The organism is Gordonia sp. (in: high G+C Gram-positive bacteria), from assembly GCF_020438995.1.
In the GTDB taxonomy this organism is placed as follows: Bacteria; Actinomycetota; Actinomycetes; order Mycobacteriales; family Mycobacteriaceae; genus Gordonia.
The window spans coordinates 18953-38594 of the sequence record NZ_JAGQTN010000052.1 but is presented as its reverse complement, the minus strand read 5'-3'; the positions used below and the strand labels follow the sequence as shown (position 1 = coordinate 38594).

Annotated in this window: 8 protein-coding genes; 5 read left to right on the top strand and 3 right to left on the bottom strand. The window is 66.3% G+C overall.

Annotated elements, in window-relative coordinates; translation table 11 throughout:
- The first annotated feature begins 55 nt into the window (after positions 1 to 55).
- The 5 genes from pks13 (at position 56) to KDB67_RS04355 (ending at position 9769) form a co-directional block, all read left to right on the top strand.
- On the top strand, positions 56 to 5467 hold the full coding sequence (pks13, locus tag KDB67_RS04375; protein WP_291012847.1) for a polyketide synthase Pks13: 5412 nt from the start codon (positions 56 to 58) through the stop codon (positions 5465 to 5467).
- A gap of 111 nt (positions 5468 to 5578) precedes the next feature.
- Entirely contained in the window at positions 5579 to 7126 is a 1548-nt protein-coding gene (locus KDB67_RS04370) for an acyl-CoA carboxylase subunit beta (RefSeq protein WP_291012845.1), read from the top strand.
- A 419-nt stretch (positions 7127 to 7545) separates the two neighbouring features.
- Positions 7546 to 8811, top strand: coding sequence for an ATP-binding protein (locus tag KDB67_RS04365; protein ID WP_291012843.1), 1266 nt, complete (start codon positions 7546 to 7548; stop codon positions 8809 to 8811).
- 98 nt (positions 8812 to 8909) lie between these two features.
- Positions 8910 to 9272: a metalloregulator ArsR/SmtB family transcription factor gene (locus KDB67_RS04360; RefSeq protein WP_291012841.1), complete on the top strand. Its 363-nt coding sequence runs from the start codon at positions 8910 to 8912 to the stop codon at positions 9270 to 9272.
- A 5-nt stretch (positions 9273 to 9277) separates the two neighbouring features.
- Positions 9278 to 9769 carry an SRPBCC domain-containing protein gene (locus tag KDB67_RS04355; RefSeq protein WP_291012839.1) on the top strand — a complete coding sequence of 164 codons (492 nt, stop codon included), beginning with the start codon at positions 9278 to 9280 and terminating at the stop codon, positions 9767 to 9769.
- Positions 9770 to 9827: 58 nt separating this feature from the next.
- Here KDB67_RS04355 and KDB67_RS04350 read toward each other — a convergent pair whose 3' ends face one another.
- The 3 genes from KDB67_RS04350 to KDB67_RS04340 form a co-directional block, all read right to left on the bottom strand.
- The gene (locus tag KDB67_RS04350; protein ID WP_291012837.1) at positions 9828 to 13193 is read right to left on the bottom strand and encodes an arabinosyltransferase domain-containing protein; all 3366 of its coding nucleotides are present in this window, start codon (positions 13191 to 13193) and stop codon (positions 9828 to 9830) included.
- Positions 13186 to 16455 carry an arabinosyltransferase domain-containing protein gene (locus KDB67_RS04345; protein ID WP_291012902.1) on the bottom strand — a complete coding sequence of 1090 codons (3270 nt, stop codon included), beginning with the start codon at positions 16453 to 16455 and terminating at the stop codon, positions 13186 to 13188. Before KDB67_RS04345 ends, KDB67_RS04350 begins: the two co-directional genes overlap by 8 nt.
- A 202-nt stretch (positions 16456 to 16657) precedes the next feature.
- The gene (locus KDB67_RS04340; protein WP_291012834.1) at positions 16658 to 19534 is read right to left on the bottom strand and encodes a hypothetical protein; all 2877 of its coding nucleotides are present in this window, start codon (positions 19532 to 19534) and stop codon (positions 16658 to 16660) included.
- Positions 19535 to 19642: the final 108 nt, after the last annotated feature.

Sequence of the window (19642 nt, the reverse complement as noted above, 5' to 3'; positions counted from 1 at the left end):
AGGCGGTCGCGCCTTGCCGGTCGTCGCGGGGGCCCCGAACAGTAGTCTGGAAGCGATGTCTGAACTGAATACCGACCAGCCGGTAAACCCCTCCGAAGACGCCCAGGCCGACCCCGGCACTCATGACCCCGAAACTCATGACCCAGAAACTCATGACACCGAGACCGCCGGGGGGATGACGGTCGCCGAGCTGCGCGACTGGCTGCGCAGCTGGGTGTCGAAGGCCACCGGGCTGCCCGCCGACCAGATCGGCGACGATCGGCCGATGGACGAGTTCGGCCTGGCCTCGCGCGATGCGGTGACGCTGGCCGCCGACATCGAGGACCGCACCGGCGTGGTGCTCACCGCGACCGTCGCCTACAACCATCCGACCATCGCGATGCTGGCCAAACGCATCATCGAGGGCGATCCGGACGAGGGCAAGGGCGACGACGACCGGTTCTGGGAGCGTGAGCGTGACGCTGCCGACGACATCGCGATCGTCGGTTTCGCCACCCGCTTTCCGGGCGCGGGCCACACCCCCGAGTCCACGTGGGAGGCACTCGCCGCAGGCAGGTCGGGCATCACCGATCTGCCCGAGGACCGCTGGGCCGAGTTCAAGCAGGACCCGAAGCTGGCCAAGATCATCGCCGAGGCCAACGTACAGGGCGGCTACCTCGACGACGTGAAGGCGTTCGACGCCGACTTCTTCCAGATGAGCCCGCGCGAGGTCGAGATGGTCGACCCGCAGCAGCGGCTGGCACTGGAGTTGAGCTGGGAGGCGCTCGAACACGCGCACATCCCTGCCAGCGACCTCAAGGGCACCGACGTCGGCGTCTTCCTGGGCACCTCCACCAACGACTATCAGATGCTCGCCACGATGGGCCTCGGTGACGGTGCCTCCGACACCGCCGCATACGCGCTGACCGGCACCTCGACATCGATCATCGCCAACCGCGTCTCCTACTACTTCGACTTCCGCGGGCCGTCGGTCGCGCTCGATACGGCGTGCTCGTCGTCGCTGGTGGCGGTACATCAGGCGGTGCGCAGCCTGCGCAACGGCGAGTCGACGATCGCGCTGGCCGGTGGCGTCAACATGATCCTCACTCCGGCCGCGAGCCTGGGCTTCGACAGCATCGGCATGATCGCCGCCAACGGCAAGATCAAGACCTTCTCCGCCGATGCCGACGGCATCGGTCGCGCCGAGGGCGGCGGCGTGTTCGTCCTCAAACGTGTTGCCGACGCCCGCCGCGACGGTGACCCGATCCTCGCGGTCATCACCGGCTCGGCCGTCAATTCCGACGGCCGCTCCAACGGTCTGCCCGCCCCCAACCCGGAGGCGCAGGTCGACGTGCTGCGGGCGGCCTACGCCGACGCCGCGCTCGACCCGTCGTCGGTGGACTACGTGGAGGCGCACGGCACCGGTACGGTGCTCGGCGACCCGATCGAGGCCGACGCCCTCGGCCGCGTCGTGGGCCGCGGCCGGCTGCCCGGCAAACCGCTGCTGATGGGTTCGGTCAAGACCAACTACGGCCACATGGAGTCCGCGGCCGGCGCCGGCGCGCTCGCCAAGGTGGTGCTGTCGATGCAGCACGGCGAGATCCCGGCCTCCCTCAACTTCACCGAACCGAACCCGTACATCCAGTTCGCCGCCAACAGCCTGCAGGTCACCACCGAGGCCACCGAATGGCCGCGCTACAGCGGTCACGCCGTCGCCGGCATCTCCGGTTTCGGTTTCGGCGGCACCAACGCCCACATCGTCGTCCGCGAACCCCTCCCCACCGACCTCCTCTTGAAGCCTGAGGAGCCGTCGCGCGACGAAGGAGCCGCCGGGGCCGGCCTTTTGATCCCTGAGGAGCAGTCGCGCGACGAAGGAGCCGACCGCGTCTCGAAGGGTCCGGCGACCGACCTGCCTGACGCCACCATGGCCGACGACACCGATGACGACGACGAATACCTGACCGAAGCCGAACGCGCGATCCTCGCCGCCCAGGCCCGCAAGTCCGAAACCGACACCACCGCAACCGAAAAGGACCCCGCCGAAGGCTTCGCCCCCTGCGCCGCCGAGGGATCCGTTGTCCCGCTGGTGGTCTCGGGCTTCCTCCCGTCCCGCCGCCGCAAGAGCGCCGCCGACATCGCCGACTGGCTGGAAACCGAAGCGGGACAGTCGGCTTCGCTCGTCAGCGTCGGCCGCACCCTGGCCTCCCGCAACCACGGCCGTTCCCGCGCGGTGGTGATGGCCCGGTCCCACGAGGATGCGATCAAGGGCCTGCGCGCGATCGCCGACGGCAAGTCCAACCCGCTCGTGTATTCGGCCGATGCCCCCGACGCGGCGTCGGCGGTGTGGTTGCTGTCCGGTTACGGTTCGCAGCACCGCAAGATGGCCAAGCAGATCTACACCGAGAACCCGGTGTTCGCCAAGTATCTCAACCGCGTCGACGAGTTCATCGACAACGAACTCGGCTACAAGATCGCCGATCTGGTGCTCGACGACGCCGAGGCCTACGGCAGTGAGTCGGCGCAGGTCGCCATCTACGCCATCCAGGTGGCCCTCGCCGACACGCTGCGGCATTTCGGCGCCGAACCCGGTGTGCTGGTGCCGCATTCGATGGGTGAGGCGTCGGCCGCCTACATTTCGGGCGGACTCTCGCTGGAGGACGCGACCCGGGTGATCTGCCATCGTTCGCGGCTGATGGCCGAGGGCGAGGCGGCGCTGACCGAGGACGAGGTCCGCTTCATGGCGCTGGTCGAATACTCGGCCGACGACATCAAGAGCGTGCTGGTGGACTACCCGGATCTGGAGATCTGCGTGTACGCCGCACCCACGCACACGGTGATCGGCGGTCCGCCGGAGCAGGTCGACGCGATCGTCGCGCGCGCCGAGGCCGAGGGCAAGATCGGCCGCAAGCTGCAGACCAAGGGCGCCAGCCACACCTCGCAGGTCGAGCCGATCCTCGGCGAACTGGCCTACGAGATCGCCGGAATCCACCCGCTGCCTTTGGAATACGGCATCTACAGCTCCATCGACCGGGAGGAGTTCTACCGTCCGGGCGGCAAGGCGATCCACGAGGTCGAATACTTCCTCAAGGGTCTGCGTTATTCGGTGTGGTTTGCTCAGGCGGTCGCGAAAACCGTTGAGGTGGGCCACCGTACGTTCATCGAGCTGTCCCCGAATCCGGCTGTGCTCATCTCCGTCGCGGGTACCACGTTCGGTGCGGGTATCCAGAACGCCGAACTCATCGAGACGCTGCGTCGCAAGGAGGACGAGAGCTTCGGCCTCATCAACGCGCTGATGAAGCTGTACGTGCATGGTCATCCCGTGAACGTGGCGTCGCTGTTCGGCGTCGACGGCGCCGACCGTGGCTACGCAGACGTGCCGCGCACCCGGTTCGAGCGCAAGCAATTCTGGCTCACCGCAAGCTATTCGGCGAGCGGCAGCGGTGCGGTGCCGGGCGCGCACGTGGCTCTGCCCGACGGTCGGCACGCCTGGGAGGTCAACGCCTCGGTGGTGACCGACCCGCGGGCCCTCGTCGCCGCGGCCGCCGGACAGGTCCTGGCCGACGTCGCCGTCGGAGCCGTCGAAACCCACGCACCGATTCCCGCGTCGGGCACCGTCACCACCACCCTCAGCCCCCACCCCGGCGGCGCATCGGTGGCCCTGTACGCCCAGGACGGCAAGAACTTCCGGCTCCTGTTCGAGGCTGCGGTCACCGCTGGAGCGGCACCGGTGCAGGCGCCGGTGGATCCGGAGTCCTCGCCGGCCGCAGTGTTCGCCGACAACACCCTCGTCGTCGAAGAGGAGATCATCGAGAACGCGGGCGACCGGTGGACAGCGGAATCGGGTGAGTCCGTACATGATCGGCTCGCCACCATCGTCGGTGAGTCGATGGGCTACGACCCGCAGGACCTGCCGTTCGAGGTTCCGCTGATCGACCTGGGCCTCGATTCGCTGATGGCGGTACGCATCAAGAACCGCGTCGAGTACGAGTTCGACATCCCGCAGCTTCAATTGCAGGCGATGCGTTCGGCATGTCTGGCCGACGTCGAGAAGTTCACCGCGTTCGCGGTCACCCACCGCGATCAGCTCGACAACCTCGCCGAAAACGCCGCCGCCGGAGGCGAACTCAACACCGAGGCCATCAACGCCTACATCGACGAGCAACTCGCCAAGGACGCCGCCGCTCCCACACCGGTCGAGACCCCCTCACCGGCGTCGGCTACGGAGCCCACTCCCTCGCCGGTTGAGGAGCCCACCCCTCCGACGGTTGAGGAGCGAGGAGCACAAGCGACGAGCCTCGAGACCCCGCAAGCCGACAGTGTCCCGGAAACCCCGAAAACCCCTGCCGCCGAAAGTATCTCCTCCCAGGAAGCCGCAGCCGCCGCAGCAGGATCGGACGTCCCACCCCGCGACGCCGCCGAACGTCTCACCTTCGGCGTCTACGCCGTGGTCACCAAGCGCTCCGCGGGCGGCATCTTCAATAAGCTGCCCGTCCTCGATGAGGACGCCGCGCAGGCACTCACCGATCGCCTCAACGAACGCACCGGCGGCGACATCGACATTGAGGACATCCTCGACTCCGAGACCATCGAGGAGATGTCGAATTACGTCCGCGAATACCTCGACGCCGCAGCCGATGTCGACGGATTCGTGCGTTACCTGCGGCTGGTGCCGGACGGCAAGAAGTCCTACGACACCACAGCCGGAGATCGGGTTCCGGTGCTGTTGTTCCATCCCGCCGGTGGCAACACCTCCGCCTACGAGACCTTGCTCAAGCGCTTGCCCGCCGATCAGCCGGTCATCGGCTTCGACCGCGTCGAAGGTTCACTGGAAGAGCGTGTGCGCCAATATCTTCCGCGAATCCGCGAGGTGCAGCCGCACGGCCCGTACGTGTTCGTCGGCTGGTCGCTCGGCGGTGGCCTGGCCTACGGTGCGGCGCAGCTGATGCTTCAGGAGGGTGAGCAGGTCGCGTTCGTGGGCCTCATCGACACGGTGATGCCGGCCGAACGCGAGATCGAGACCCCCGACACCAAACGTGCCCGGCTACAACGCTGGAAGGACTTCGCGGTCAAGACCTACGACCTCGACCCGGACGTGCCGATCCCGCTGGACCGGCTCGTCGAGGCCGACGACGAGGGCCAGTTCCGCATCATCATGGAAATGGTGTCGATGTCGGGGGCCAAGATCCCCGGCGGCATCATCGAACACCAGCGCACCTCGTTCATCGACAATCGCGCCCTCACCAACATCGAGCCGACCGCGTTCGACGGCAAGGTGGTGCTGTATCGGGCCGACCGCATGCACGACGGGGCCATCGAACTCGACCCACAATGGGCCAAGATCGATCCCGACGGCGGCTGGGGTCCGATCGTCTCCGACCTGGAGATCGTGCACATCGGCGGCGACCACCTGTCGATGGTCGATGAACCGTACATCTCGGCGATCGGGGCGGACCTGACCGCACGCCTGAACGGACTTGGTAAAAACTAAAGAGAGAAGGGGGACGTCCGAGGCGGCGTCCCCCGCCGAATGGGCACCACAGTGGCCGATCACGACAGGGCCCGACAACCGCGTCGCCGGGCGCAAGGAAGCGGAGTGCGAATGAACACGACAGCCGAGAAGCTGGCCGACCTGCGGGCCAAGCTGGAAACGGCCCGGGAGCCGGGTGGTGCCAAGGCCGTCGCCAAACGCGCCAAGAAGGGTATTCCGTCGCCGCGTGAGCGCCTCGACATGCTCTTCGACCCCGGCACCTTCGTCGAGTTCGGTGCGCTGGTCAAGGCTCCGGGCGCGGCCGAATCGGGCTACGGCGACGGCGTCGTCACCGGTCACGGACTCGTCAACGGCCGGCCCGTCGCCGCGTTCTCCCACGACCAGACGGTCTACGGCGGCTCGGTCGGTGAGATGTTCGGCCGCAAGGTCTGCTACCTAATGGAATGGGCCGGCAAACTCGGCTGCCCTATCGTCGGCATCAACGACTCCGGCGGCGCCCGCATCCAGGACGCCGTGGTCTCCCTCGCCTGGTACGGCGAGATGGCCCAGCACGGTGAACTGCTGTCCGGCCTGACCCCCCAGGTGTCGGTGATCCTCGGCAAATGCGCCGGCGGTGCGGTGTACTGCCCCACAAACACCGACGTCCTCGTCGGCGTCGAGAACAACAGCTACATGTTCCTCACCGGGCCCGACGTCATCAAGCAGGTCTCCGGCGAGGACGTCTCGCCCGAGGATCTCGGCAGTGCCCACAACCAGGCGCGCTGGGGCAACCTGCACCACGTCGCACCCGACGAGAAGTCCGTCTTCGAATGGGTCCGTGACTACCTCGACTACATGCCGTCGAGCGCTCACGAAGCGCCGCCGATCATCAATCCCGGTCTCGAACCGGAGATCACCGAATCGGATCTGTCGCTGAACACCTACATGCCCGACAGCGACAACGCGCCCTACGATGTTCGCGAGATCATCATGCGGGTCTTCGACGACGGTGCGTTCCACGAGATCGGCGAGTTGTACGCCCCCAACATGATCACCGGCTTCTCCCGCGTCGACGGCCGATCCGTGGGCATCGTGGCCAACCAGCCCGCCGTCATGGGCGGTGTCCTCGACACCGACAGCTCCGAGAAGGCCACCCGCTTCATCCGGCTGTGCGACGCCTACAACATCCCGCTCGTCTTCCTCGTCGACACCCCCGGTGTGCTGCCCGGCCTCGCCGAAGAACAAAAGGGCACCATCCGGCGCTCCGGACGCCTCGGATACGCCACCCTGGAAGCCTCGGTACCCAAGGTGACGGTCATCCTGCGCAAGGCGTACGGCGGCGCCTACGCCGTCATGGGCTCCAAACACCTGCACACCGACATCAACTTCGCCTGGCCCACCGGCAAGATCGCGGTCATGGGAGCCGAGTCGGCCGCCGCCATCCTCACCCGTCGGCAGACCGAGAACATGTCCGCGGCCGACGCCGACCGCGTCCGCCGCGACTTCATCGACTTCTACAACATGACGATGGCCACGCCCTACCAGGCAGCCGAACGCGGCTACATCGACGCCGTCATCGAACCCAGCCAGACCCGCCTCGAACTCCGCAAGGCCCTGGCTCAGCTCCGCGACAAGGAACACCGCCTCATCGAACGCAAACACCTCCTCATGCCCATCTGATTTGGTCGGGCCTGATTTGGCCCCTTTCGAAACCTGGTGAGCCGACAACGTTTTCACCCGTCTCGAACCCCGCCCACCATCTTGATCCCTGAGGCCGAAGCGACGGAGGAGCGAGGTGCCACTGCGCAGAGTTTGGCGAAGGTGGCTTCGTTGCGCATCCGGTGCACGTTCTGCCCGGCAGCGTAGACAACACCGACCTGACGCAGGCCGAGCAATAGCCGGTGGTCATACGCACCCGACGACACCCCGACCGATACTCTCGGGTACTGGAGGGGGCGGTGGTAGCGTCGAGTGCCGCCACCTCGGCAACGCGGATGACGGCTGTTTTGTACTTATCAGGGCGGCAGTTCTGTAACTCAAGGCCTGGCAGTTCTGTAGTTCGTAGGCTGGCAGTTCTGTAGTTCAGGTACGGTCGCTGTATGTCTGACGAGCGTGACCTGGTTCAACGACGAATTCTGCCGATCGCCGCAGAACGGTGCGCGGAGAGTCCGGTCGTCCTCCTAGAGGGGCCGCGAACTGTCGGAAAATCGACACTCCTGCGAACGTTGGCCGACCGGCTCGGCGGCAACATCCTGGACCTTGATGACCTCGATACACGCGCGGCTGTAGCCAGCGACCCGGCGATGATGATCGGCGGACCCGGTCCGGTACTTATCGACGAGTACCAGCACGTGCCGGTGGTGCTCGATGCGATCAAGGCCAGACTCAACAGATCGAGCAGGCCTGGCCAGTTCGTTCTTACCGGGTCTGCCCGCCACGAATCGTTGCCTCGTGCAGCACAGGCGCTTACTGGCCGTCTACAGCGATTACAGGTTCTTCCTCTGTCTCAGAACGAGATCGAACACGCGGGCAGCGGCCTGATCGAGAGTCTCTTTCACGAACCCGACGCATCGGCTCGTGCAACGGACTCGGCGACGACCAGGGACGAGTACATCAGCCGCGTTGTACGAGGTGGCTTTCCGCTTGAGCTTGCAGCGCGAAGCGAATCGGCCCGCTCACGGTGGATCGACGATTGGGTTCGGCTCACTCTTGAACGCGACGTGCAGGAACTCTCACGTATTCGACAGGCACATATACTGCCCGGACTCCTTCAGCGTCTCGCAGGCCAGACCGCGCAGGTCTTCAACACTGCCCAGCTCGCTGAAGGACTCGGCGTCGGAGAGAAGACCATCCGAGACTACGTACGCCTCCTTGAAGCCGTATTCGTCGTTCGGATGCTGCCACCCTGGGATCGGACGTTGACCAAACGGACGACCGCCAGACCCAAGGTCCATGTAGTCGACTCAGGAATCGCGGCTCGCCTCACCAGGCTCTCATCGGGCAAGCTCGCTGTGCGAGACCCGTCGGTCCTGACGCAGTTCGGGCACCTGTTGGAGACATTCGTCATCGGTGAACTCCTAGCCCAAGCCACGTGGACGGACGGGATCGCAGCCGCCGGCCACTGGCGAACACGCGACGGGATAGAGGTCGATCTGGTCATCGAGGACGACAACGGCCGCGTACTCGCGTTCGAAATCAAAGCGGCGGGCCGAACCACAGGACGAGACTTCACCGGCCTGCGAGCCCTGCGAGACCACCTGGGCGATTCCATGGTCGCAGGAATCGTCTTCTACACCGGAAACCACAGCTACACACACGAAGACCGCATCCACGTCCTACCCATCGCCCGCCTGTGGCAACAGTGAGCGGGCCACCGGCTACCGCTACCCAACGCCACCTACAGGCCGAACAAGATGGAGGCCGCTCTTGACAACGTACAACCGTTTGGTTGTATATTGGAGTCGTGGCCGAGACCGACGAGGACAGGGCCGATGCCCTGTTCCACGCGCTGTCCGATCGCACCCGCAGGGACATCCTGCGGCGGGTGCTGACCGGGGAGCATTCGGTATCGGCGCTCGCGGCGAACTACGACATGAGCTTCGCCGCGGTACAAAAACACGTCGCCGTGCTTGAACGGGCTGGTCTGATCACCAAAAGACGCAGTGGCCGTGAGCAACTCGCTTCCGGCGACGTCGAAGCGGTACGCGCGGTGTCGAACATGCTCGCCGACCTTGAACAGGTCTGGCGCGGCAGGATCGCACGTATCGACGACCTCCTGTTCGCAGACCCGTCACCACCATCCCCGTCACCACAATCAGAGGTGTAGCCGCCATGCCCGTCACCAATGTCACCCACGACATCGACACCCGCACCATCGTTATCACCGCCGAGTTCGCAGCGTCCCGCGACCGCGTTTGGGAGGTGTACGCCAACCCGCGTCAGCTCGAAAAGATCTGGGGCCCACCGACTTACCCGGCCACCTTCGTCGAGCACGACTTCGTGCCCGGCGGCAAGGTCACCTACTACATGACCAGCCCCGAGGGGGAGAAGTTCGGCGGCTGGTGGGAGATGATCACCGTCGACAAGCCCAACGGGTTCACCTTCAAGGACGGCTTCGCCGACGCCGCGAACGATCTCAAACCCGTTGACTCGATGCCTGTTTCGTTCAACGACTACAAGTTCACCGAGGGTGACGGTACCACCACCGCCGTGTTCACCAGCGTCTACGAGACCGCAGAAGCCCTCCAGCAGGTCCTCGACATGGGCGTCATCGAGGGCGCCTCGGCCGCGATCAACCAGATCGACGAGTTGCTTGCAAGCTGAACTGGCCCACCACCGGTTGAGGTGGATCCTCAACCGGTGGTGGGGGTGACGGCTCCTGTCAGTTGTTGCGGACCGCTCGCATCGGACCCGGCGACCACAGGCCGGTGTGGGTGTCAGTGCTGATGTCCAGGTCGGCTGTGCGTTGTGGCACAAGCGGTTCCAGGCGCATGAGGGCACCCCAGTCGCGGGCCCAGTCGTTACGCAGGTACGACGGCAGCACTGTCGAGGACAGTTCGTTGTCGATGATGCCGAGCGGTCCGCCGTAGTCGCCGGCCATCCAGCGCTGGGAGTTGATCTCCTCGCCGATCCGGTCGGGGGCGATACGCCACAACGGTGTTTCCAGGACGCCGTACCGGGCGCGGGCGGGTCGCTGGCACGGGAACGCCAGCGCCACCGACCAGTCCAGCAGCACGGGATCCTCCTCGCCGACCAACTCGGTCAGTACCGTCAGCTTCGACATGCGCGGCGAGGTGATCGCCAGCCACTGGTCGGGGACCGACGAAGTGTCTTCGGCGACAACGCGTACCACGGTGGCCCGCGGCGGCGCCTGATCGAGCGGGAACCGCAGGTTGCGCCACTCGGGGGCGTGGTCGGTGTCCATCGGCACCCGCTGACCCACCGGGGTCACCGAACCGTCGGCCTCCACCCGGCCGTACTCCACGCGCACCGTCTGTCCCTTGTGGGTGACCGACAGGTCGTCGATGTACTCGACCTGCCCGGCCACCGACATCGTGATCAGCGGACGATCGGCGGAACGCTTCGGCATCTGGTACCACGCGGACACGAGATGTCCTGTGCCGCCGGGGCTTCCGTATGTACCGAGGATCGGGGTCTTGCGGGGAGAGAGCCCGAACGGCAGCTTCTGCCGGGAACCGTTGACGCCCAGCTGTTCTCCGGTGCCACCTGCGGTCGAGTCGTCGCCGCCTGCATCCTCGGTTCCCGTCGAGTCGGTGGTGGGATCGGCATCGGACCGGTCCACCTCGTTCTGGGCTTCCTCGGATGCGTCGGCCGCCAGATCGGTACCGACCCCGTTCGGGTCGAATCCGGTCATCCCCTTACCGGCCAGCGCCGCTCCGGGTGTCAGATTACGTTGTCCGGCAACGTTTGCCGGCGTCAGCAGGCCGTCGTTGGGGTCGGCCTCCACCAGCACGGCCTCGCCGAGTGCACACGGTTTACCCCGTAACGCGTCCACGTTGGATTTGCCCCACGACCACGAATGACGCTGGGTCATATCGGCTTTGGCAAAGCTGACGAGGGTGAACAGCAGCATCACCGCGGACACGACGATCAGCGACGGGCTGCGCAGCCGGGAGAAGATCCCCGCGGGCACGCCCTGGCGCCGGTCGTCGGGCACGTAGTCGTCCCGGAAGTGTTGCCACACACCGAGAATCGTCAAGGCCACCGCGCAGGCCAGGAACACCGACGAGAATGTGATGCCCTTGATCTCCGGGGTGCTGTCGCGCCACGGCATGCCGTAGTTGCCGACGTACCACCACTGGTTGCGGCCGGCGAATGCCACGGCCAGAACATAGGTGCAGGCTGCCGCGAACAGGGTCCGGTTGCGCCGTCGGCGCATGATGGCGCGGTCGGCGCAGGTGGTGGCGACCGCCGCCAGCGCTCCTGCGATCGCCGCGTAGATGCCCATCTGGTGGGTCCACTTGGTGGGCTGGAACGCCAGCAGGGCCGTGCAGCCAAGGGCCATCGCCACCAGGCGCCACGTGGGCGCCGTCGCGATCCCGGTGAGCCGCTTGCGGTTGAGCAGCATGATCACCACGAGCATCACGCAGACGAACGTGATCAGGATGCCGAATCGCCGGGCGATCGAACCGTCGGCGGTCGGGTTCATCAGCATGTAGTAGCGCAGCGGCTCTTCCCACCACTTGTTGGTGGGTCCGACCTCGCCGTTGACGCGCACACCTTCGAGGATCGGTGCGAGTGCCTGATCGGCGAAGATCAGGTACAGGATCGCCAGCCCCGAAGCCAGGATCGGCATCAGTATCGGCAGGATGCCGTCGCGATGGCGCCGGGCCATGAACCGGCGCAGCAGCGGACGCAGCCCGGCGAGCAACGCGACCGCGGCCATCACACCCGTCGGGTGGGCGGTGAGCGTGAGCGCAGCCGCCATGATGCCGATGGTCAGCGGCAGGAACCGGCCGGTGGCGATCGACCGCTCCACACACACCCAGGTGAACAGCGCACCGAGCGCGATCAGCGGTTCTACTCGCAGGCCGTTGTTGTACGGCATCCACACCGCCAGGAACACCAGCGCCGCCGCCCACAGCGCGGGCGTGGACTGCCGCACGCCCCGGCCCAGGCGCGGAATCGCGAACCGCGAGATCAGCCACCATGACGCCAGCGCGAAGATGAACGGCAGCAACCGCAGCCACGGCGTCGCGGTGCTGACCTGCATCCACATCGACAGGTAGTGGTAGTGCCAGCCGAACGGATCCTGCGGCGCGCTGAAGTACCGGTAGTAGTTGTCCAGGTAACCGGCGTCCTTGGCGACGCGGCCGACCGTCACCTGGTAGCCGTCGTCGGCGGTGTTGGCGCCGACGAACAGCCATACGAGCAGGATTCCGGCGACGAAGCCGTCGACCCAGCGTGGCCGCCACTTGCTCGCGGACAGCCGGAATCGGTAGCTGCGGCCGTCGCGGGCGTCGAGTACGGCCAGCGCCAGGATCGACGCGATAGTGGCGGCGATGCCCAGCGCCAGCACCCAGAACTTGAGCGAGGTGGGGGTGGAGATGAACCGCGTGTCGAGCGTCGCGTGGAACGACAACCCCTCGGTCGACACGCCTGCGGGCAGCGAGGTGTACACGCCGATCAGCTGCGGCCGTTTGTTGGGTTCGGCGATGTCGAAGCTGTACGGCGAATCATCCTCGGCCGTACCGAGATTCGGGGTGGGCGGCATGTTCTCGATGGCGCCGTGCACGCCGTCGTCGCCGCCGCGGATCTTCACCACACAGCCGGGTGCCGATTGTGCTTGTGCGCGTGGCACATCCAGCAGCACCACGTTGCGGGAGGTGACCTGGAGCGAGTCGGCGGTCGCGCGCACGAACAGGCCGACCTTGGCGGCGTCCTCGCCGTCCTCGGGGACCGTCGACAGCAGTACCCCGCCCGCTGCGGGCAGTTCGGCACCGAGCGCGCACGGTACCGAAAGGGTCATCGACACCGGCACGAACGACACAGTCGGCGCCGCCACATTCTCCACCGAGCCATTTTGCGGCCAAGACAATTCGGCCTTGGTGTAGTCGACCGGGAGGATCGGGCTCAGCACGGCCGCCAGCACTCCCACGATCCCGGCGACGACTGCGACGATGCGGGCCCTGGGCGCCAGGCGCTCCCAGCGGTCCCCGGTTGCTGTGGTTTCCTCGCTCACCGGCGAAGTCCTCTCGTCACTGGTATCGGCACGCGAATCACTCATCGTCGGCTACCACCCGGATCGCTCCCGGCCGCGACCAGCCCCAGGTGGACTCGGTACCCGTGCTCACCTTCGCGGGCACGGCACTGTCGTCGAGGGGGTCGAGACGCTGCAGATCGCCCCAGTCCTGATACCAGTCGTTGTTCAGGTACGTGGCCAGCGATGTCGGCGTGGTCAGCGTCTCGACGACGGCCAGCGGACCGCCGCCGTTGACCGACATCCAGGTCCGCGACTGCAGGCCGGCGGTGGTGGTGTCGGGCAGGATCCGCCACTTGGGGATCTCGCTGACCCCGTCGTTCGAGGACATCGGCCGCTGGCAGGCGAACACCGCACCGACCGGGAAGTCGATGAGCGCCGGATCTTCCGAGCCCACCACCTCGTGCAGCGTCTTGAGCTGTGCGAGCCGCGGCGGTGTCACCGCCAGCCATTGCGCGGTGTCGAGGTTGTTGTCCTTGGCCACCAGCCGCAGCACCGTCGCTCCGCGCGGTACCCGGTCGAGCGGCAGCCGCAGGTTACGCCACGGACCTTTGGCGCGCATCACGTCGATCAGCGGAGCAGGCCGCCCGACCTGCACGAACTTGCCGTTCTCGGGTTTACCGAATTCGACGGTCAGCGACTGGCCGTTGCTGACCACGCCGTCGCGGTCGGGGGTGGCGATGGCGCCGGCCGCCGAGATCACGATGAGCGGGTTGCCGGCGGACCGGTTCTTGGGCAGCCGGTACATGCCGGTGGTCAGGCGTGCCGCGCCGGTCGCGTCGGCCGACCCGAGGACCGGGGTGGTCGACGGATCGAGGCCGAACGGCAGTTTGGCGGTGCTGCCGTTGATGCCGACCGGTCCGGTGCCGCCGGTGGTGCCGGGGTTGACACCGTACGAGACGAGGCCGGTGGTCAGGTCGCCGGAGGCGTGCATCGCGCCCTGACGCTGGATCTCACCCTTGGCGTGCAGTTCGTCGGCGACGCCGTTCGGGTCGAAACCGACGGACTCGCCGCCCACGCCTTCACCGCTGAGTGCCGCCGACACGTCGCGAGTGCCGACGGGGGTGAGCATGCCTTTGTTGGGGTCGGGTTCGACGAGCACGTCGTCGGCCATACCGCACGTGTTGCCGGCCAGCGCCGACACATTGGTGCCGAAGATGCTGAACGTGTCCTCCCGGGCCACGGCCGCCTTGGCGAACACCGCGAGCTGGGCCAGGACCACCACGACCGCGATCACCGCGATCGGCGACGACGCGACCGCGACCTTCCACCGGGCGGGCTCGGCACCCTTGTCGTGACCGAGGCCGGCGTCGTCGACGTAGTCGATCCGCAGGTGCTGCCACAGGGCGATCAGCAGGGCGGCGGCGGCCAGCACGAGGATGGCGGTGGAGATCTGCTTGCCGGCCAGCACGGGCGCCTTGTCGTACCAGGGAATGCCGAAGTACCACGGCCACGGCCACGCGTTGCGGCCGGCGGCGACGATTGCGCACACCACCAGCAGCGCCGCGGCGAACAGCGAGAAGTTGCGCACTGTGCGGCGGGCGGCCTGTTCGACGGCCACGCAGGCCAGCGCGGCCAGCGCGGTGCCGAAGCCCGCGAACACCCCGAACTGGATGGTCCACTTGGTGGGGACGAACGACAGCAGCAGGATCGTGATGAGGGTGGCCCCCACCAGGCGCCACACGACGGCCGAGTCGACGCCGGTGATCCGTTTGCGGCGCAACATGATGGCGAGGATCACCAGCAGCGCCGTGATCAGCAGCAATACCGGTGCCCGGCGGACCAGCGAGCCGTCGGCCGAGGGCACCAGCAGGAAGTAGTAGCGCAGCAGTTCCTGATACCACGCCAGGGTGGGGCCGACGGCGTATCTGATGCGCACCGCCTCGGCCACCGTCGCCAGGGTCTGGTCGCGGAACACAATGATCACGACGGCGGCGAGTGCGCCGGCCATCGGCGCGACCAGCGGCAGCAGACCCGCCTCGCCGCGCCTGCGTACCAGGGTGCGGATCATCGGCCGGGCGCCGGTGAACAGCAGTGCGAGCGCGATCACGCCCTGCGGGGCGGCGGCCAGTGTTGCCAGGGCGGCCAGTCCGGCCAGCGCCGCTGGCAGTACTCGCCTGCTCACCACGCTCACCTCGACGGCCCACCAGGTCAGCAGGGTGCCGGCGACGATGATCGGTTCGGCGCGCAGACCCGAACACATCGGCAGCCAGAACGCCAGGAACACCGCGGCGCCGGTGAGCATCGCCCACCGCGAATGCCGGACCGTACGGCCCAGGCGTGGCAGCAGGATCCGGCTCAGCAGCAGCCAGCTCAGCAACCCGGCCGCCAGCGCGGGCAGCCGCATCCACACCCCGGCCGTCGAGATCTGTGACCAGTGCGACAGGAAGCTGTAGTACCAGTCGAACGGTGCTTCGGGGCTGCCGTAGTAACGGTAGTAGTTGGCCAGCACCCCGGTGTGCTGGGCGTCGCGGCCCATGTTCAGGATGTAGCCGTCGTCGGCGGTGCCGCCGCCGAGGAAATGCCACGCCACCAGCACAAAGCCGACCACCCCATCGGTCGGCGTGGGGATCAGCGCACGGGTGCGGCTCACCGACCGCGTGAACCTGCGGTGATAGCCGTGGATGCGGTCGAGCATCCAGACGGCCACCAGCGCGACGATCGCCGCGAGGATACCGATGATCATCACCAGCAGCTTGATCAGCGACGGCGACGAGTCGAACCGGTTGTCGACGACGATCCGCACCGCCAGGCCGTGGGCGCCGGTCACCTGCGCGGTGGTGAGCGCGGTGAACAGGCCCGCGACCTGCGGCTGTGCCGCCGGGTCGGTCAGTCCCACGGGAGTGAGCCCGACGAATCGCGCGCCGGAGTTGGTCGAGTTCGCCCAGATCTGCAACTCGGTGCACTTGCCGAGGTCGGTGCGCGCGGCGCGGGCCGGGATCTGGTTGCGGATCGACACCTCGACCCGTTCGGCACCGGCTGTCACCACCAGGCCGAGCGGTTTGGCCCGCGGCGCGGTCGGCGGCATCGTCGCCAGCACCACGGTCGAGGAGTCGGCCGGGGTCTGCGCAAGCAACCTGCACGGGATACGAATGTCGAGGTCACGGGCGGTCTGGGCGACCAGCGGCGACGTCACCGACGGCGTGGCACCCGAGAGCTGCTGCCCCTGCGGCCAGGTGATGGTTGCGGTCACCGTCGACACCGGCAGCAGCGGCGTCAACACCCCCGCGGCCACCGCCACCAGCCCCGCGATCGTCGCAATCAGCGCGTAGAGCTGGGATCGGGACATACCGGTCGCAGCGCCGTCAGCATCGTATTTTCCTGCGGAAACGTCGTCCGATGGGGTCACTTCCGGCGTTCTTGACACACGCGCATCGTAGTCAGCTCAGCGCAGTGTTACCGAATTACGCCACGCGTGTAGTGCGGGCGGTCGATATCCGGGTGCCGGCGGGGCTGTCCGACCGACAGATTGTCGCGCCTGCCTGGGGCCATCATGATTCCGCTTCCGTACTGGGTTGCTGGTCGGGATTCCAGGGGGTCTGGCCGGCCAGATGGTCGGCGCGGATCAGCTTGGCGACGTCGAGGCCGGCTTGTTCGCCGGCCTCGAACAGCTTGGTGAACTGCTCATTCTTGAGGACCTGGTTCAACGTCGAGTAGCCGGGGAACTGTTTGTCGCGGGCCCCGTACTCCGCGAGATCGCGGCTCATGGAGGTGCTGATCTGCAGCTTGGCGTAATAGATCACGCCGTCGATGCCTGAGCCTGATTCCCATCTGAAGGAAATACGTGCGGCCATTGACGCGGGGGACGTCAGGCCGTCGCCGGGTGGCGAGACAGGTGCGAGTTGGCCATCGAGATCCTCGATGGTCAGAGGTGTGCTGAACTCTTGTTGCGCGAGGGCGATCGCCTCGCGCAGGGTGGTGAATCTGCCGGGCGCATCACCTGATGCGTCGATGCAGATGATGCGGGTGCTGCCGCGACGGAGTTGTTCGATGAGCCCGAGGTTGTCCCAATGCCCGCCGTCGGTGGCGAAGATAAAGTCGTCTTCCTTCTCGTACCAGCCCAGGATCTCCTTGGCGAGATAGGCGATGCGCGGTTTGGGTCGAGGACGGACCCTGCACGTCGGATTCGGCAGCCAGACTCCGAGGTCGGCATTGCAGGCGGCGAGCGCTGCATTGGTCGATCCCAGACTGTGCCGTCCCATCGCGGAGGAAAACGCCGCGCCGGTCACCGCCAACCACGCCGAGACGTGCTCGATGCGCGGATACGCACGCCAGGAGAGAACCCCGCTGATCCCTGCGGCGTCCAGAAGATAGTCATCGAGGGGCCGTACCAGGTTGCCGCAGGTCACCTGTGTGGGGGAGATCGTGAACGACTCGGCGGGCTCGGCTCCGGGTCTCAATCCGGTGCGTTGCTGTGCGCAGCAGAGGATCAATTCGGGCACGTTGTTCTTGTCAGCGAGCCACGCCCAGGTACCAGGGCGGTTGTCGGTACTGATCGTGCGCCGAAGCGTGTCGATGTTGGGCGGTGTCGCATTCTCCCGGTTCACCTGCCGGATGTCTGCCGGGAACGGTGGTCCGTGGCGCCACCGAAGGGGGCTTGCTGCGTCCGTACTCACACCGTCGAAGCTGCGCGTCAAGCGCCCGCCGTACAACTGCGCCAGGGTCGGCGAGTTGGCACTGAGGAACAGGTACGCGACCACGACGACGGCGACTGTCGCGAAGAATGCTTTCGGGTCGGCGACCCACACCGGAATCCTGAACAATTTCTCGGAGCTTGCGCCTACCGCAGCGGCACCGGCGACGCCCAGCCCGCACAGCAGGAGCAGCAGAGCGAGAAGCACGCCGAACAGCCGCGGCAGGTTCGTCCACAGCTTTCCTGCAATCCGACCGGTCGCGGTCTTGCCAGACTGGCTCCACAGCGTGGCGAGGATCGCGGTGGCCCCCGCACCGCCTATGCCGAGCATTCCTAGGGCCTGGCCGTCGGCGCTGGCGTCGTCGGCGCCGGCGTTCTCGGCGACCACACTCAGAATCACCGGTGCCACGCCGGTGTACAGGAAGATGACGGCACCGCCGACGATGATCCCCGCACAGAATTTCCACAGCAGGTTGACTGCGCGGAGCAGCGAGACTGCCACGAGCAGCCCGAGGCCGAAGACGGCGACAAACACACCTGGATTGGCCCAATTGACGGGGACGGCCGCGACTCCCGCCATATCATCGGCGCTTCCGGAATACTGCGAAAAAAGGAACGGGAGCGTGAGAATCTTGCCGAGCAGCCACGCTGGTATATAGGTGATGGCGGCAATTGTGGACAGCGTACTGACGGTGCAGAACAGCACCCACAGCACTGGTCCGAGGAGCCCACCCGGGCCGTTGAGCAGGTATCGCATTGGTGTGAACCAGGGAGTTCTCGCGTTCGGTGCGACCCGGTCGCGAACGCTTTCTGCGGTGTTCCGACCGCCTCCCGGCATGCTTTCCCCCGCCCGGTCGAGCACCCAGGCGGTACCGGCCCATGACCCGCCGGAGACAGCGGTCAGCCGGTGGACAGTATCGATGATCGGCTGACGGGAGCCGTCTACCTCCGCCACGCACTGGGACTCCAACGAGGACAGGGCTCCGAGGGCGAAACCGGTTGCACGGATTCCGCCGCCGCTCAAGCACACACCCCGCTGCTGTTCTCTGCCGGCGAGGATGGCGGGTTCCTCGAGGAGGTGTCCTTGCGCAGACACTGAAGCGGGAGTGGCGTCCTGCGGTTCCATTCCAGGCCGTGCCAGTAGTACGGCAATCGACATCACACACACGACGAGCAGGATCGCGGCCAGCGCCCATTTCAGGGACGCGAAGGTGGTGACGAACCGTGCCAACGTCATATGGGCCACTTCGCAGCCGCCGGTGGTGCACTGGACGGCGAAGAAGGAGGGGGTGTTCTCCACGATATCGATGCCCGCGACAACGAAGGGCAGGCATTTGACGGACTTCGCTACCGCCGTTAGTTGTGGTGCCCGGTACCGCCACCAGCCGACCTTGATGACCACGCAGGCGGCAATAAGGTACGCGAGTATGAACAAAAAATCCCACCCGATGACCATATTGCGGTTCACCGAAGCGCATTCGGCCAGCTGGTTCTCGGAATCGCTGCCCGGGAGCGCCGCGAACTGAATATATAGTGACAGATTGCTTTTGCATGTGCCGGAATTCGCGGATATTCCCCCCAAAGCCAGTACCGCAAATATTGCCGCCAGCGACAGCGCGGCAATCGCAAGCAGTCCGTATCTATGACGCGACGCGAACGATCTGATGCGCGACGCGAACGATCGTCGGGGGATCTCATCGAGTTCACCTGTAGGATTCTGGTTATCGTCGCTCACCGCATCATTCTGTGCCATCTACGCAGCCATCGATCACAATTTCTGAGAATCGGTACAGAATGTTGAAGGTTCGGACACAATTGTGAATGCCTGTCGGGGGCGGCCTGG

Bases quoted from the DNA above. Each gene is read 5' to 3' on its own strand.
- KDB67_RS04355 (WP_291012839.1), top strand. From the start codon at position 9,278: ATGCCCGTCACCAATGTCACCCACGACATCGACACCCGCACCATCGTT.
- KDB67_RS04370 (WP_291012845.1), top strand. From the start codon at position 5,579: ATGAACACGACAGCCGAGAAGCTGGCCGACCTGCGGGCCAAGCTGGAA.
- KDB67_RS04345 (WP_291012902.1), bottom strand. From the start codon at position 16,455: ATGTCCCGATCCCAGCTCTACGCGCTGATTGCGACGATCGCGGGGCTG.
- KDB67_RS04365 (WP_291012843.1), top strand. From the start codon at position 7,546: ATGTCTGACGAGCGTGACCTGGTTCAACGACGAATTCTGCCGATCGCC.
- KDB67_RS04350 (WP_291012837.1), bottom strand. From the start codon at position 13,193: ATGAGTGATTCGCGTGCCGATACCAGTGACGAGAGGACTTCGCCGGTG.
- pks13 (WP_291012847.1), top strand. From the start codon at position 56: ATGTCTGAACTGAATACCGACCAGCCGGTAAACCCCTCCGAAGACGCC.